The sequence below is a fragment of the Psychrobacter sp. PG1 genome (assembly GCF_014897815.1).
Lineage (GTDB): Bacteria > Pseudomonadota > Gammaproteobacteria > Pseudomonadales > Moraxellaceae > Psychrobacter.
Genome location: NZ_JABUZG010000084.1, coordinates 168,692 through 185,617, shown reverse-complemented (window position 1 = coordinate 185,617; position 16,926 = coordinate 168,692). Strand labels below are relative to the sequence as shown.

Annotated in this window: 12 protein-coding genes; 3 read left to right on the top strand and 9 right to left on the bottom strand. The window is 43.8% G+C overall.

All coding sequences use genetic code 11. The features are described 5' to 3' along the window. Nucleotides 1–25 precede the first annotated feature (25 nt). From INT03_RS13950 to INT03_RS13940, 3 genes are all read right to left on the bottom strand, one after another. Nucleotides 26–1,333 (bottom strand): RNA-guided endonuclease InsQ/TnpB family protein, encoded by a 1,308-nt coding sequence (locus INT03_RS13950; protein WP_087815047.1) that lies wholly within the window; start codon nt 1,331–1,333, stop codon nt 26–28. 287 nt (nt 1,334–1,620) lie between these two features. Further along, the gene (locus INT03_RS13945; RefSeq protein WP_226950204.1) at nt 1,621–2,589 is read right to left on the bottom strand and encodes a c-type cytochrome; all 969 of its coding nucleotides are present in this window, start codon (nt 2,587–2,589) and stop codon (nt 1,621–1,623) included. After that, entirely contained in the window at nt 2,589–3,965 is a 1,377-nt protein-coding gene (locus INT03_RS13940; RefSeq protein ID WP_193009399.1) for a cytochrome c, read from the bottom strand. The genes INT03_RS13945 and INT03_RS13940 overlap by 1 nt, the downstream gene beginning before the upstream one ends. A 253-nt stretch (nt 3,966–4,218) precedes the next feature. On the opposite strand from INT03_RS13940, the gene INT03_RS13935 reads away from it, so the two are divergent. Together INT03_RS13935 and INT03_RS13930 are read left to right on the top strand one after the other, a co-directional pair. Further along, the gene (locus INT03_RS13935; RefSeq protein WP_193009398.1) at nt 4,219–6,324 is read left to right on the top strand and encodes a PhnD/SsuA/transferrin family substrate-binding protein; all 2,106 of its coding nucleotides are present in this window, start codon (nt 4,219–4,221) and stop codon (nt 6,322–6,324) included. Between the two features lie 36 nt (nt 6,325–6,360). Further along, on the top strand, nt 6,361–7,038 hold the full coding sequence (locus INT03_RS13930) for a response regulator transcription factor (protein ID WP_176393072.1): 678 nt from the start codon (nt 6,361–6,363) through the stop codon (nt 7,036–7,038). 100 nt (nt 7,039–7,138) lie between these two features. On the opposite strand, the gene INT03_RS13925 is transcribed toward INT03_RS13930, so the two are convergent. The 6 genes from INT03_RS13925 to INT03_RS13900 all read right to left on the bottom strand — a co-directional run bounded on the left by INT03_RS13925 (nt 7,139) and on the right by INT03_RS13900 (nt 15,807). Continuing rightward, nucleotides 7,139–7,933, bottom strand: coding sequence for an ABC transporter ATP-binding protein (locus INT03_RS13925; RefSeq protein WP_045446787.1), 795 nt, complete (start codon nt 7,931–7,933; stop codon nt 7,139–7,141). Between the two features lie 31 nt (nt 7,934–7,964). Further along, a complete protein-coding gene (locus INT03_RS13920) occupies nt 7,965–8,864 on the bottom strand; it encodes an ABC transporter permease (protein ID WP_045446789.1) in 900 nt (299 codons plus the stop codon). A 430-nt stretch (nt 8,865–9,294) separates the two neighbouring features. Next, on the bottom strand, nt 9,295–10,335 hold the full coding sequence (locus tag INT03_RS13915; RefSeq protein WP_087815043.1) for an ABC transporter substrate-binding protein: 1,041 nt from the start codon (nt 10,333–10,335) through the stop codon (nt 9,295–9,297). 160 nt (nt 10,336–10,495) lie between these two features. Then, entirely contained in the window at nt 10,496–11,548 is a 1,053-nt protein-coding gene (locus INT03_RS13910; protein WP_193009397.1) for an ABC transporter substrate-binding protein, read from the bottom strand. Nucleotides 11,549–11,861: 313 nt separating this feature from the next. Further along, nucleotides 11,862–13,994 carry a methionine--tRNA ligase gene (gene metG / locus INT03_RS13905; protein ID WP_193009396.1) on the bottom strand — a complete coding sequence of 711 codons (2,133 nt, stop codon included), beginning with the start codon at nt 13,992–13,994 and terminating at the stop codon, nt 11,862–11,864. 397 nt (nt 13,995–14,391) lie between these two features. Next, a complete protein-coding gene (locus INT03_RS13900) occupies nt 14,392–15,807 on the bottom strand; it encodes a GntP family permease (RefSeq protein ID WP_193009395.1) in 1,416 nt (471 codons plus the stop codon). Between the two features lie 347 nt (nt 15,808–16,154). Between INT03_RS13900 and INT03_RS13895 the strand changes: the two genes are divergently transcribed. Beyond that, nucleotides 16,155–16,868 carry a CoA transferase subunit A gene (locus INT03_RS13895; protein WP_193009394.1) on the top strand — a complete coding sequence of 238 codons (714 nt, stop codon included), beginning with the start codon at nt 16,155–16,157 and terminating at the stop codon, nt 16,866–16,868. Nucleotides 16,869–16,926: the final 58 nt, after the last annotated feature.

Here is a 16,926-nt window from a genome sequence, read left to right as displayed (position 1 = left end):
TGGGGGATTCTAAAAGCAGATGCTCTTAGGCGACTTTCTCACGAAGGTCGCTTGTTTTCTGTTTCAACGGGCGACCCTTACTGCATCCTCCCTCCGCAGACAAAACGGCATGTCCTGCCGCTAATATATTACGAGCCGCATTAAAATCAGCGTTCGCAACATACCTACATTTGACGCACTCAAATTTAGACTGAGTTTGTCTATTCTCTTTAGCAATATGCTGACATTGAGAACAGGTTTGACTGGTGTAGTGTGGGTTTACCTTGATCAGTAACCCACCGCGCCATTGCTGTTTGTACTCAAGCATATTAACCATCATGCCCCAGCCTTGATCTAGGATTGATTTGTTTAATCCCGACTTGGCTTTAACATGACGACCTTTGTTCTCCACCGACCCGCTGGCTGATTTCGACATATTAGCGACCTTTAAATCCTCACAAGCAATCATGGCGTGGTTTTTGCTGATGCGGGTGGTGACTTTATGCAAGTAGTCATGGCGAATATTAGCAATGTGGCTGTGTAGCTTTTGAATCTTGCGGTTTTGCTTTTTCCAGTTTTCACTGAATTTTACTTTCTTTGCTAACCCTCGTTGCAATTTGGCAAGTTTGAGTTGATTGGTTTTAAAACTGTTTTTCGGTTTGATGTACTGACCGTTTGAAGTGGTGAGTAGTTTGCTGATACCCATGTCCAAGCCAATGGCGCTTGTGGCAGGGTGACGAGGGTTCTCATCCAGTTCTCGCTCCGTACCAAAAGACACGTACCAGTGCCCTGATTTCTTGCTGATGGTGACATTTTTAATTGTACCAATGATGTCTTGCGACTTCCTAAACTTCACCAGGCCAATGCCATTAGGCAGTTTTACTCGATTACCTTCAACACGGCAATATTTATCAAACTGAACCAAGCGAATTGAGTCGCAGCCATCGGATTTGCGCTTAAATCTTGGCATCAACGAGCGTAGCTGGATTTCTGTGCCGTCAGCCAGTTTAAAGAACTTGGGTTTGCGAGGTTTCTTTTTATTGTCTTTTAATCTGGCATGTACTTTAGGATCAAAGAACCGCGACCAAGCCGATGCCAGATCGCGTACTTTTTGTTGTAAAGACACAGCGTTTGAGCTGCTTTTTAGGAAGTTAAAATCAGGATTACTTTTTAAATCTATAATTTTATTAACCAGATTGGTGGCATTAATAAACTCATCTTTAGCAAACATCTCAAATGAGATTGCCAGCATTTGATTCCAAACAAAACGTGCAGAGCCGACAAGATTATTTAAAATAACCTCTTGCTCCGTATTAGGCTCAAGCCTAAATTTATACGCTTTGTTGATTTTCATAAATGCTCGTGGTGAGTTATAAGTATTACAATAATTAATTATTATACTGGATTCAGGCGCATATTATGTAATTTAAACATTGAAAATGATGCGAAATTCACCGCCACCCTAATGTCGGATGGCGTCCTCTTTCGCGGGTTTGATAGATAACAAAAAAACCTTTAAGAAAAATGCATTTTCTTAAAGGTTTATCGTGTCAATGCTCACTCACAAGCGAGCATAGAATGATGTCTGCTAAGTGAAGTCCTCTTAAGTAAAGTCTTTATAAATACCGTCTTCTTAAGATATCAGTAACGCGCGTCTTTAGGTTTTTTACCATTTGGCCAATCATTGACCTTACCAGCAAAGTCAGGGCGCGGCTGATGAGTAAAGAAGTGCGCCACATCGACGGCATCTTGATCGCTCAGCACATTTCCGTGACCCCATAAGCCTTTGGTCTGAATACCCATGGGCATGTTGTATTTTACAAAGGCTGCCGCCTTGTAAGTACGTGCCATACCAGCACCGATATTAAAGGATTCATCGCCCCACAGTGGCGGGAACACGATATCGCCGCGACTGTCTTTGATGCCTTCGCCATTATCACCATGACAAGTTGCACATTGAGCTTTATAAATTTGTTCGCCGCGGACAGGGTCTGGGGTTAATGATTCATCCACTTTACCCGTATTTTGGATATCGACTTTTTGCTCTTTTGGGGTGTTTTGCGATAGCCACTTCATATAAGCCAACATTGCCAGCATTTCAGGGGATTCAGGTTTCAACGGTTTGCCATTCATTGAGCGCTGGAAGCAGCCATTAATACGTTTGGTTAAATCAACTTCCTTACCAGATCGTGGCATCACGCGCGGATAGAAGTTATAACTATTGATGTACGGATCACCCAGTGGAATTTTACCTTGTGAAATATGGCAGCTGTTACAGTTCATTTGCGCGCCCACATGCTCTGGCAGTAAGCGCTTAGTTTCGTTTAATAAGCGTTTACCATAAAATATCTCATCAGCATTTGGTTCATCCAAGATAGCCGTATCTTGCGGCAGCACATAAGTGCCGATATCTTCGTTGGCATCATCAGTGGTGACTAAGCCGTACTCAGGTGCATTCTGCTCGATAGGCTCGGGCTGCGAGCAACCACTACTGATAGCGGCGATACTAAGCGCTGAAGCAGTAAGGATAGCGGTGGTTAAGTTGCCTATGGTCATTTTTTGAGAGATAACGCGAGCAATAGTAGGCAAGTTGAGTGGAGATTTTTTCATTATTTTGCTCCTTTTGTTTGCGCGTCAATACTTAAGTCTGGAGCAATATCCGTACTGGTTTTTGGTTTTTTGGCGAGGAAAGCCCGCATTTTTACCACGTCATTGACATCGATTTCAGGCGCTTGGTTGGTCCAGCTATTGCGGACATAATTGACCACTTCTGCCACATCTGCATCGCTAAGATTGCTGAATTCAGGCATAGTAAATGCCATACGGTCATGTGGAGTTTCAGGCATACGACCACCGCTCAAGGTAATCTGTAAGACCGAATCGGCATTGTTAGAATAAACCGCACTATTGCCATCAAGCGCTGGGAAAATACGCGCGACTCCTTTACCATCGACACGGTGACAAATTTGGCAATATTCGGCGTACAAAATCGAACCGCGCGAATCATAGTCACCATCTAGTAATTTTTGCGTAGTGATGTCTTTTTTCGCAGGCAGTGTGGCTTCTTTGTTTGGTGCTGGCGTTAATGTTTTTAGATAAGATGACATGGCGTTGATGTCGTAGTCGGTCATATACTGGGTGCTATGCTCAACCACTTCGGCCATGGCACCAAAGGCAGCAGTGGTATCAGTACGACCAGTTTTGAAGAAGTCATTTAATTCTGCAACCGTCCAAGTGCCAAGTCCGCGATGCTCACCGCGGATACTTTTGGCGCGCCAACCATCGATGATGGCACCGCTCAAATACTTGTTAGAATCTGCATTACTTAGAGCGATTTCTTGAAAGCCAATACCGCGCCCAGTATGACAAGAGCCGCAGTGCCCAGGACCTTCGACTAAGTATTGACCACGAGTCAATAGTGCGTCGTCTGTCTCAGGGACAAAGTCACGCTTGCGATCAAATAAGACCTGCCAGTATGCCAAGGGCCAGCGCCAGTTTGCTATCGGAGGTAGCTCGCTTTTTAGATTGGCTTGCTTGACGGCTGTGACATCGGACATAAAGAAGGCGTACATCGCGGCTAAGTCTTCTTCTGGCATGAGCTGGTAAGAGGGATACGGCATAGCAGGATATAAGGCTTTATTATCACTGCGTACCCCATGCTTAACGGCATTTTTAAAGTCGGCGAAACTGTAGTTGCCGATGCCAGTTTCTTGATCGGGTGTGATATTGGTCGAGTAAATTGCCCCAAGTGGCGTTAGCATAGGCAGACCGCCTGCATAAGTCTCGCCATCGAGCGTGGTATGACACGCAATACAGTCAGCAGTGCGAGCGATATATTCGCCCTGCTTGATGAGAGCAGGATCAGTGATATTGATCTCGATATCGCTACTGCTGGTGCGCATATTTGGCAGTAATTGCCCAATAATAAAGGCAACCACCAGCCCGATGATGGCTGCTATTATTATAATCAGTGGCCATTTTTTCATAAGCCCGCCCTCCATAAGATATTTTTACCAAGCTTATAATTCATCACCCATATTTCATGAGGTGTATTAATCATTCTTATTGAAATCAAAATTGAAATCGAATATTTGTGCTTTAAGCTCAGCGAATTAAAAGTTACACGACTGTCATCTAGTATAGGGTAGCGGGTAATATTGTGATATTGTGGAAAACCACATTAGAATTAAGGTTTTTACTATAATGTACGTTTAGTAGGTCAAATATAAGGCTAGGTGTATGCATAAAAAGTCTAAAATTTGGACTATCTTAAAGACCTGTTTTATTATCGTTGTGGCATCGGTTGCTTGGTTGCCGCTATCCAAGGCAACCGCCCAGACCTACTATTTGGGTGTGCTGGCACCGCAAGGCGAAACAGCCGCACAAAATCGCTGGCAGCCGTGGCTTGACGAGCTTAATGATCAGTTATCAGATGACACCGTGATATTGGTACCTTTGGCGCTGGAGAATTGGCAACAGCAAATAGAAGCACAGCAGTTTGCGCTAGTGCTTGGCCCGCAAGTACAGTTTATAAAAATGAATACCATCAGGTGGCGCTGGCTGGCTACCTTACAAACAGAGACGGCTCAATTAAATAGCAATGCGCAAAACGCTCGTGATAAAAGTCCTCGTGATAAAATTTTTAGCAATCAAGGATTTGATGCTGAGGGTGTTAATGGGCAACAATCGCAAAATCAGCTATCGACGACAGTCACCCTCGCCAATGAATTTAATAAGCTAAATGAATATACGCCATTAAAACAGCCGAGTGCGATGGAAGAGGTCGCCAGTGCTTTATGGGTTGCTGCCGACAGTGATATTTATCGTTTGCAGGATTTAGAGCAACGTCATATTGCTGCCGTCGACACTGACGCATTTGGCGGTTATTTATTGGGCGCGCATTTATTACAGCAAAATGGCATCACGCCAAGTCACTATCAAACACAGTTTGTCGGTTATCCGATAGAGCGCACTTTGCATGCCTTGGCTAGTGGCAAGGTAGACGCTGCCATTACGCCGCTTTGTTTGATGGAGGAGATGGCAAGGCGCGGTCAAATCAATGACAAGCAGTACCGTCTCATTCACCCAGTCGCCACTGTATCTAGCTGCCACTCTTCAACGAAAATATATCCAAATTGGACACTGGCAGCGACCGAGCAAGCGCCAGATGCTTTGGTGCGCCAGATCAATCAACATTTATTTGGCAAGAGTCAAGCAGAGCAGCGCTGGTTGCCAGCAGAATCGAGTAGCGATGCTGAGCGCATCCTTTATGAGATGAATCGTCATCCCGCCCAAAAGCAGCTGAGCGCGCATATGATCGACTGGATAAAGGCGCATCGATTGTGGATGGCTGTGATTATTTTGGTTATCCTGATATCGACAGTAAATTATGCTTGGATGAGCTGGCTGGCATGGCGGCGGCAAAAAAAGATAGTGCGGCAAAATAGACTAATCCGTGATTATGATCAGCAGTTACACCAATCAGAGCGCTTTGCGGTCATCGGTGAGATGAGCGGTGCTATCGCTCATGAAATCAATCAGCCGCTGGCAACCATTCAAAATTATGCGCAAGGGTTATTGATACGCAGTCAACACGCAAGTTTGTCTAAAAATGCTATCGACATAGCGCCACTTGATAGTGCGGCAACAGAGAATGCTCTACAGCAGATTGTATGTGAAACAGAACGCGTCGCTGCTGTAGTGACTAATATTCGCCGCTGGGCTGGACGGTCGCAAGCGAATGAAACTCGTGTCGATATCGCAGCTATCTATCAACAGTGCATCTTATTATTGGGTGAGCAAGCAGTAGGTGTCAATTTTTGGCTGGCAAGTGATTACCAGCATTTAACCTTGCCAAATTTATTATTAGATCAGTTATTGATAAATAGCATGACCAATGCTGCGCAGCAAGGGGCGACCAATATCATGCTACGCTGTCAGGCAGAAGAACACGATGGCAAGCAATGGCTGGTATTGCATCTAAGCGATGATGCTGGCGGCTTTGATCAAGCCCAGCTTAAAGCACAGCACCTACCAGAGAACCTACCCAGTCAGTATGCCACTCAATCAACGAAAGCAGGCGGTCTAGGATTAGGACTGATGATATGTCAGCGCTTATGCAAGTCGCTGGGCGGTATGATGCAGCTAAATAATATTGATGCCGAACCTGAAATTGAGCAAGTTTACCAAGTAATGAGCAGCGAGCACCGACGCTTTAAACGTAGCTTAAACGGTAAAATACAGTTGCTACAAACCAATGCTAACTATCAGCTGTCAAACACGGTGGGCGCACAAATATCTTTTTATCTGTCATTATCTTTAGCGAATAATGACGAAAAACTCTAATGAATATCAATAATGTATTTAGCCATAAGGTCACATATGACGTCTAATCAACTCTCAAATGAGCCTACGTGCTGGCAAGATGAAAGCAGTCATCTGTCTGACGATTTATCAGGCATTACGCCAGAATCGCTTATCATTCATATCATTGACGACGAAGAAAGTGTGCGCATGTCCTGTGATTTTTTGATTAGCAGCTTAGGGCTATCGACCCAAGTGTGGGCAAGTGCTCTGATATTTTTACAGCAAGTCAATATCTATCGTCCAGCAGTGATTGTGAGTGATTTGATGATGCCAGAGATGAGTGGTCAAGCGCTACAAGTGCACCTTAGTCAACAGGACAGCCCTATGGCATTGATAGCGCTAACGGGAAATGGCGAGATTGCTGATGCTGTCAATATGCTGAAGCAAGGTGCGGCTGACTATCTGGAAAAACCGATTAATAGCCGCCGGCTACAAGAAGCGCTTGCGCGTGCGCAAGACCTCACTCTAAAACGCGCCACGCTTTATGATATTAAAAATCTTTATGCGCAGCTGACCGATAAAGAAAAGCAGGTCGCCAATGAGTTACTGCAAGGCAATCTGAATAAAAATATCGCCAACCATTTAGATATATCGGTCCGCACGGTAGAGGTGCATCGCTCACAAGTGATGAAAAAAATGCAGTCACAACATGTCAGTGAGTTGATTCAAAAGTTAGTATTGCTTGATGCTTAAAAATTAAGACAGTCGTATCAATTAAAGCAGTCATAAAAAAACGCCTGATATTAAACAGACGTTCTATTTTTTCAAGAGTTGAAGAATTTTGCTAAGTTATTTAACTCAATATCAAGCTATCATCTTCGACTTTTTCGCCGCGAGTTTGCTCAAACATATCAAGTAAGTCATGTACAGTCATGCCTTGACGTTTATCGCCAGCCACATCTAATACCACTTGTCCTTGATGTAACATCACTGTTCTGGTGCCATGCGCCAATGCCTGCTGCATCGAGTGGGTAACCATCATCGTTGTAAGCTGATTGTCCGTTACAATTTTATCGGTCAATTCTAAAACGAAAGCAGCAGTCTTAGGGTCGAGGGCAGCAGTATGCTCATCAAGCAATAAAATTTTGGAAGGTTGCAATGAAGCCATCAATAGGCTGACGGCTTGACGTTGACCACCGGATAACAGACCCATACGGTCGGTCAGACGATTTTCTAGCCCCAATTTTAATACTGATAATTTTTCGCGAAATAAATCACGGTTATTTTGGTTGAGTGCAAAGCTCAAACCACGTTTGCCGCCGCGCTTATAAGCCAGCGCCATGTTTTCTTCGATGGTTAATGCTTCACAAGTCCCCGCCATCGGGTCTTGGAAGACACGAGCCACCCAATGGGCGCGTTGGTGCGCGGTCTTTTTGGTGACATCGATACCATTTAATAAGATTGAACCGCTATCGACGCGCGTGGTACCACTGACCGCATTTAAAAAGGTTGATTTACCCGCGCCATTGGTACCGATGACAGTGACAAATTCACCATCAGCGATGTTGAGATTGATACCGCGTAGGGCAGGGTTTTCAATGGGCGTTCCAGGATTAAAGGTCAACCGCAAATCTGTAGCTTGCATCATAATAATTATTCCTTATGGTTGCACATTGACATTAAGCCCGAACTTTACGACTTAAAAATTTATTTTTAGCTTTTGGCAATACCAAGGCAAATACGACGAGTAGCGCTGTAATCAAGTTTAAATCTTGCGGACCAAAACCAATACTACGGAGCGTATCGCTCGATAGCGCCACCTGAATAAATAGCTTGTACAGCACCGCACCGACGACCACGGCAAAGGTAATCAGCCAAATTCGCTTGGCAGGAATGATGGTTTCACCGATGATGACCGCTGCCAAACCGATGACAATGGTACCAATACCGATCGAGATATCTGCGCCACCTTGAGTCTGCACAAACAATGCACCTGCTAGAGCAATCAAACCATTAGAAATCGCCATACCAATGATGGTCATCCATGAGGTATTGATGCCTTGCGCCTGTGCCATGCGGAGGTTGGAACCCGTCGCCCGCATCGAAAGACCCGTTTCGGTACTATAGAACCAGTTTAAAAATAACATGGCAGCTATCACCACGACACCAATAATTAGACAGCGCATCCAATAACCGTTGCCATCAGTGACCAAGGTGCTAAAGACCGTGGTTTCACCCAATAATGGCAAGTTCGGCGCACCCATAATCCGTAAATTGATAGAATATAGTGCGACCATCACCAAGATACTGGCAAGTAGTTGCAGGATGCCAAGTTTGACGTGTAGCCATGCCGTAACAATACCAGCGACTGAACCTGCCAACATACCAAAAGCACAGGCAAGCCATGGGTTGACACCAGCGATGATAGAAATACCAGCGACAGCGCCACCTAGTGGAAAACTACCGTCAGCGGTCAAGTCGGGGAAGTCGAGGGTGCGAAATGAGATCAGCACACCAAGTGCTACTAGGCCATAAATCAGACCGCTTTCAAGTGCACCAAAAAAAGCAATTAAAGACATAAGAGATCAGTAAGTCATAACCAAGCGTTTAGCAACTAACGTTCTAATATCGATTCATAGAATGAGTGCGTGATATAGATCAGCGCTGTCTCATCTATACGTCAATTTTAGCTAAACGACTAAGCGGTGAATTTAACAGATTAAACAATCTGCGGTTAGGGTAAACCAAAACATGTCACGATCAACAGCTATCATAAGCTACCTAGGTTCAAAGCTTTGATTAAAAAAAGGGCAAATTTAGAAATGACGCAAATACTTTATATTTAATCAATGTGGTTTAAATAAGAAGCCCAGCCTACTGATTCATAGCTGGGTTTCTGATGTTAAACATTTAGCCTCATCGCATAAAGGTAGATGACGGCTGACACCAAATCCATCAAACTCGATATCTACCTTATGATAGCTGTAATGAGCTAGCTATAAAAGTGCGTTATTCTACCACTTCTTTTGCTTTATCGATAACCGCTTGTGACAAAGTAATGCCTTCTTCTTTGGCATGCTTTGGACTAACGTATAGATCCAACATTTGCGGGGTGTAGACAGGAATAGCGCCTGCTTTTTCACCATTTAAAATACGTACCACGATTTTGCCTGTTTCGCGACCAAGCTCGTAGTAATTCACGCCCAATGCAGCAACGGCACCACGCTCAACGGAGCTAGTGTCAGACGCAATCAGTGGGATTTTGCTCTCTTTAGCGACTTGATATAGTGATTCGTAAGCCGATACGACGTTATTATCGGTTGAGGTATAGATCATATCGACCTTACCTTCGAGGCTACGTGCTGCCATCGCAATATCAGTACTACGCTGGGCAGGCGCTTCGAGTACATTGATACCTAGTGGTGTCAGTTTTTCTTTTAAGTTTTTCAAGATAATCGTTGAGTTGACTTCGCCTGGGCTATAAACATAGCCGACATTCTTCAGGCTCGGGATGATTTGACGCATCAATTCAATTTGTGGCTCATAAGGCAGGGCATCAGAGCCGCCAGTGACATTGGTGCCAGAGCCATCTAGTTTGGTCACTAGTTTGGCGGCAACTGGGTCAGTGACTGCTGAGAATACTAAAGGGATACTGCTAGTAGCAGCAGCTACTGACTGCGCTGATGGAGTACCAATCGCAACGATAACGTCTGAATTGTCTGCGACGAATTGCTTAGCAATCTGTCCAGCAGTGGCAGTGTTACCCTGTGCGCTTTGGAAATTAACCTTTAAATTTTCACCATCCTTAAAGCCTGCTTCATTAAGCTCGTCGATAACGCCCTTACGGACGTCATCAAGCGCTGGATGTTCGACGATAGCTGTGATTGCGACAGTCTTCATAGCCGTGGCTGCATCGCCAGTCGCAGCTGTATCAGTGGTGCTGGTATCTTGTGCTGATTGATTACAGCCAGTCAAGATGGCAGTACAAACGCCACCTAATAATAGTGCTTTACTAAAGTTAAAATGACCAAAACGATTTTGATACAACATGGGTCTCACTCCTGAAAATAATAATGTGTCCGTACATTATTTAATTTATAGATAAAAGGTATAGATGGATAAAGGGTAAAGCGAGCCATCTATATAGAAGGCTAAATGTTATTTTTCAGTGCTACTTGTCAAAACTATTTATCCGTATTATTTATCCGTATTATTTATCCGCACTCTGCGCTTGTTTGTCGATATTAATGGCATTTTTTAGCAGCTCATCAGTCAGGCTGAAGCCTTGCTCAGCCGCATGTTTCGGGCTTGCATATAAGGTTAAAGTATTCATCACTTCAGGCTTAACGCTACTAACTGCTTCGCCATTTAAAACACGATACACCATTTTGCCTGTGGTACGACCAAAGTCATAATCATTGACACCAAGTGCCGCAGTTGCACCACGTCGCACACTGAACTCGTCTGAGGCAATGACAGGAATATCAAGCTCATTGGCAGCACCTGCCATCGCTTCAAAGGCGGATACCACATTATTATCTAGTGAGGTATAAATCACATCAACACGACCAGCAAGGCTACGAGTCGCCATCGCCACATCCGTTGGGCGATTGGCGGTTACGTCTAATATCTTAAGCCCACGCGCAGGCGCAGCTTTTTTTAGTTGATTGAGTACCACCACCGAATTGACCTCACCTGGACTATAAACATAGCCAATGGTTTTTGCATTAGGCGCAATTTTTTGAATATTGTCCAGTTGCGGCTCGATAGGTAGCTCACTAGACAGTCCTGTCACATTAGATTGGATAGGCGTATTGTTCTCATTAATGAGCTTTGCCGCGACAGGGTCTGAAATAGCCGTATAAATAACCGGAATCGTCTTAGTTGACGCAACGATAGACTGAGCTGATGGCGTCGAGATTGCCACGATGGCATCTGGATTGTCTCCTGCAAACTGCTTCGCAATCTGACCTGCTGTCGCTGTATTGCCTTGAGCACTTTGAAAATTAATGGTTAGATTTTGGCCTTCAACATAGCCATTATCTGCCAACTCATCAATAATGCCGCGACGCATCGCATCTAACGAAGGATGTTCGACGATTTGAGTGATGGCTAATGTCTTGGCAGGCTTGTCAGAATCTGCGGCGGCACTTGTATCTGTCGTTGCAGCAGTGTCGGTCGTGTTTGAGCAGCCAATTAATCCAAGCGCGGCGCTCATAGCAGCACCGAATAGGCTGAAGCGTAAAGTAGTAGCAAAGGTCATTTTATTGGGGCTCATAGGTTAGAGAGTGCAGGTTACCCGAGTCAATGTTATGTGCATGCTGAGATAACGGGCTAACATCAAAGTAATCAATCCATTGATCATTACGTCCATATTATGACAGTAATGTAACTTATGGCAATAAGAAATTAAAACGCGTTTGTCATTACCTCTATAAAGAACGTGCTGAATCAATATTCATCGATATTATCTTCTATATAAGCACTGATTTTTGCGATTGACCAGCGATAGTTTTTGGACAATAAAAAAGATGCCCAGCTGGACATCTTTTTTGTTTGTTGAGTAAGCCTAACTATTAAGCAAGCACATCGCCAATCACGCAGTTGTCAGGTAAAGTAACCACTGTCAGCTGGGTTTTTGGATTGCCAGTTGATAGCACCATCCCTTCTGAGATACCAAACTTCATTTTGCGCGGGGCAAGATTGGTCACGCAAATGACCTTTTTATCTAGCAATTGCTCAGGCTCATAGAACTTACGGATGCCGCTAAACACATTGCGCGGTTTGTCTTCGCCAACGTCCAAGGTAAATTGTAAAAGCTTATCTGCGCCTTCGACATGATTGCAGGCTAAAACGTGAGCGACTTTCATCTCAACTTTGGCAAAGTCTTCGATACCGATATGGTCAGTTTGCTCAGTATTTGTCTCAGTATTTGTCTCAGTATTTGTCTCAGTATTCGTCTCAGTATTCGTCTCAGCATCAGCTTCTTTTGCGGGCTTGTTATCTTTTTTAGCAACTGGAGCAGCAGCTTGAGCCAAAGACTCTTTTGATGCCTCAACCATCGCGGCAACGTCTTTTTCTTCGATACGCTGCATCAAAGGCTTGAACTTATTGATTTTATGACCCAATAGCCATTCATTACGGCTGGCAAAGCTTAAGTCGTCAATGTTCAAAAACGCTTTGGCATTGGCGGTTAGCTCAGGCAATACTGGCGCAAGATAAACCATTAATTGACGGAAGATATTAATCGCGACCGAGCAAACATCTTGAACTTCTTGCTCTGCGCCTTCAACCTTAGCAAGCGCCCATGGTTTTTTCTCATCGATATATTCATTGGCTTTATCAGCACATTGCATAATCAAACGCATGGCACGTGAAAACTCACGGTTCTCGTAAGCGGCAGCAATCTCATCGCCCGTTTTGGTGATATCTTCTAATAAACTTGGTTCAGCGCAGATCTCTGTGAGCATGCCGTCGTACTTTTTGACCAAGAATCCAGCGCTGCGACTGGCGATATTGACCACTTTACCAACTAGATCAGAGTTGACCTTTTGCATAAAGTCTTCTAAATCAAGGTTGATATCTTCGACTTTATCAGACAGTTTACTAGCAAAATAATAACGCAAGTATTCAGGATGTAAGTGATCAGCATACGTTTCGGCTTTAATAAAAGTACCGCGTGACTTACTCATTTTTTCGCCATTGACCATCAAGAAGCCATGAGCAAAAACACCCGTTGGTGTACGGAACTCACTACCGGCAAGCATGGCAGGCCAAAATAGCGCATGGAAATAAACGATGTCTTTACCGATGAAGTGATACACCTCGGTTTTATGCTCGTTTTCTTGCATCCAATAACGGTCGAAATCAAGCGCCTCGTCTGTACCTGCGCGTTTATCGCACAGATTTTTGAAGCTCGCCATGTAACCGACTGGCGCATCGAGCCAAACATAAAAATATTTGTCTGGCTCATCGCTTGGGGTATCTGGAATCTGAAAACCAAAGTAGGGCGCATCACGGGAAATGTCCCACGTTGCCAGACCTGCTTCAAACCATTCTTGTAGTTTATTGGCGACCGATGTTTGCAAGCGATTGTCACTACGCGTCCAATCTTTCAAGAATTGCTCAAATTCAGGCAAATTAAAGAAGTAATGCTTGGACGTTTTTAGAATAGGCGTGGCATCTGATAGCGTTGAATGCGGGTCTTTAAGATCCGTTGCATCATAGGTGGTACCGCAAACTTCACAGTTATCGCCGTATTGGTCTGGCGCTGCGCATTCAGGGCAAGTACCCTTGACAAAACGATCGGCTAAAAACAACTGTTTTTCAGGGTCAAATAGTTGTTCGACATCTTTTGTACTAATATGCCCAGCATCATTCAAGCGACGATAAATCAGCTCAGAGAAATGCTTGTTTTCTTCTGAGTGGGTGGAGTGATAATTGTCAAAGTTAATCAAAAATTTAGCAAAATCTGCTTCATGCGACGCTTTCACCGAGGCAATTTGCTCCTCTGGCGTGACGCCATTTTCTTCAGCTTTTAACATGATACCAGTGCCATGAGCATCATCGGCACAGACATAGGTGACTTGATGACCTTGTGCTTTCATCGCACGTACCCAAACGTCGGTCTGTACATGTTCTAAAAGATGGCCTAAATGAAGATCGCCATTGGCATAAGGAAGAGCACTGGTTACTAGAATCTCACGCACAAAATCACCTATATTTTTATATAAACGGGTTGGTTATCAAACGTCTTCAGCGGTTTTGAGCTATTAGACGCGATACTATTAATATCAAACTATCAATACTAAAACGTATTAAGCAAATAAAAATTTAAAAAAGTGTGCCTATGATACCGTAATTCAGCCAAATTTGTGACATTACCTGAGTAATTAATATAGTCGCTAATAAAGCGATTAACTCTATACGGTATATAGAGTGTCAATCAATTATGAGAGATAAATAGTCGGTTGTATTTAGAGGTAGTAATGAGAAAGCATGCATAAAAAACCCACCAAGCAATCGCTCAGTGGGCTCTTCGGTATCAAGCAATAATCGTTACATTTAATTATCTTTAAGGTTTAGTAAATGCCTCATTCCAGAACATTAGAACGAGCCAAATATCGTCCCTAAAATGATAACGGCGACCACAGCAATAAGTGGAATCACCATTGTCACCATGGCGACGTTCAGATAAGACTGCTTATGGGTCAAACCACAAATCGCAAGTAAGGTGATGACCGCACCACTATGCGGTAGCGTATCCAAACCACCCGCTGCCATCACAGCAACACGGTGCATGAGCTCTGGGTCAATACCCGCTGCGACCGCCATTCTTAAATAGTCTTCACCCAACGTCGAGAGGGCAATACTTAAACCGCCAGATGACGAACCAGTAATACCAGCCAGCGTGGTCATCGCCACCGCTTCTGAGATTAAAGGATTGTCAGGCGTTAGATTTAAGATACTATCACGAATGATGAGGAAGCCTGCTAGCGAGGCGATAACCGCGCCGTAACCGACTTCTGAGGCGGTATTAAAAATCGGCAACATCGAATCATAAGTACCACGGTTGATGGTTTTTTGCAGATTATTCCAATGACCGATACGTAACAAAATTAACACCGCACAAGCCACGACTAACGAGATGATAATTGACCATAAACCCAGTGAGCCTGCGATATTTAGATCAGGAAACTGAGCTTGTAAGCCGCTAAAATCCACTGATGGAAAGACAGCGTAAGTTAATAGAGCATTTAAGCCAATGACCAATACCAGTGGAATCATAGCAATAGTAAATGAGGTGTGATGCGTATTTAATACCTCAGTTTCTTTTTTGGCTGCGCCAACGCCGCCCACATCCTCTTCGTCATGCTGACCATAGCCTTCGCCTGCTGCATTGGCTTTTCTGGCGCGTGATTGTAGCCATAACCAACCGCAAATAAACATGATGGTACCGCCGATAATACCCAAGATAGGCGCGGCAAAAACGTTGGTATTATAGTAAGGAATCGGAATGGCGTTTTGAATGGCAGGTGTACCTGGCAATGCCGTCATCGTAAAGGTAAATGAGCCTAAGGCAATCGCTGCCGGAATCAAGCGCTTAGGAATATCAGCGGCTTTAAACAAGTCTTTGGCGATGGGGTAAATAGCAAATGCCACGACAAATAACGAGACGCCACCATAGGTTAAAATGGCACAAACTAAGATAACCGCTAAGATGGCTTTGCTGGCACCAAGCTTTTCGACCACGGTTTTGGCAATCGCGGTCGCCGCACCAGAGTCTGCCATCAAACGCCCAAATAATGCACCCAGCAAGAATATAGGGAAAAACTTAAGTAAAAATCCACTCAATGCGCCCATAAAGACATCGGTATAGGCAGGAATTGTGCTTAAAAAATCACCTGATAATAGTACGGCTAATGTCGCCATAATCGGTGCTAATATCAGCACGGAATAACCACGATAAGCAAAAAACATCAGTAATAATAAAGTAATGACAATAGCAAAGGTACTAAACATGATCGCCCTCCTTGGCAAAGTTCAGTCAGCGAGTATGCAGAGCATAGTGATATTGGTCAATAAAATTACTTAAAATAGCCAATATTTGATATTTTATTAAACATAAATCCTGTCTTAATAAGATATTGACCCATCATATATATCGCTACTGCGCTGGCTTGTATATTCCTATGGTTATTCTCTTCTCGCTACGAGAATAATATGGTAAGTTAACACAGGATTTTTAATTATTATATATCGATAGAAAATGTATTAATATAAATATGGAAATATTGAGTGATGTCAGCCACTCATAATCATTGATGATAGAAGTTAATAACAAAAAATAGACTTGCAAGGAGATAAGCATGAGTCAATCAAAAGTATATAGCAGTGCCGAAGAAGCGCTAAAAGGCATCGTCAGCGATGGACAAACGCTCGCTATCGGTGGTTTTGGTCTGTGCGGTATTCCGGAAGCGTTAATCGCCGCATTGCGTGATAGTGGTGTTAAAGGGTTAACTTGCATCAGTAATAACGCAGGCGTCGATGACTTTGGCTTAGGATTGCTATTGCAAACGCGCCAGATTAAAAAAATGATTTCATCCTATGTCGGTGAAAATAAAGAATTTGAGCGTCAATACTTGGCAGGCGAGTTAGAAGTTGAGCTGACGCCGCAAGGTACTTTAGCGGAAAAACTACGTTCGGGCGGCGCTGGTATTCCTGCTTTCTACACCGCAACTGGCGTTGGCACACTGGTCGCTGAAGGCAAAGAAACCCGTGATTTTGATGGTCGTACTTATATACTTGAGCACTCATTACGCGCTGATGTGTCATTAATCAAAGCGCAAAAAGCGGATAAAGCAGGTAATTTAATATTCAATAAAACGGCGCGTAACTTTAATCCAGATTGCGCTATGGCAGGAAAAATCACCATTGTTGAAGTCGAAGAAATCGTAGAGACGGGCACCTTTGATCCTGATGACGTGCACCTACCGGGTATCTTTGTGCAGCGTATCGTCTTGAATAGCAATCCTGAAAAGCGTATTGAAAAAACCACGACTAAGGCCGTTGAAGGCCCTTAGTTAAAGGCTTTATAGATTTTTTTAAAATGTTAAATTAATAATAGAATATTGTCATACT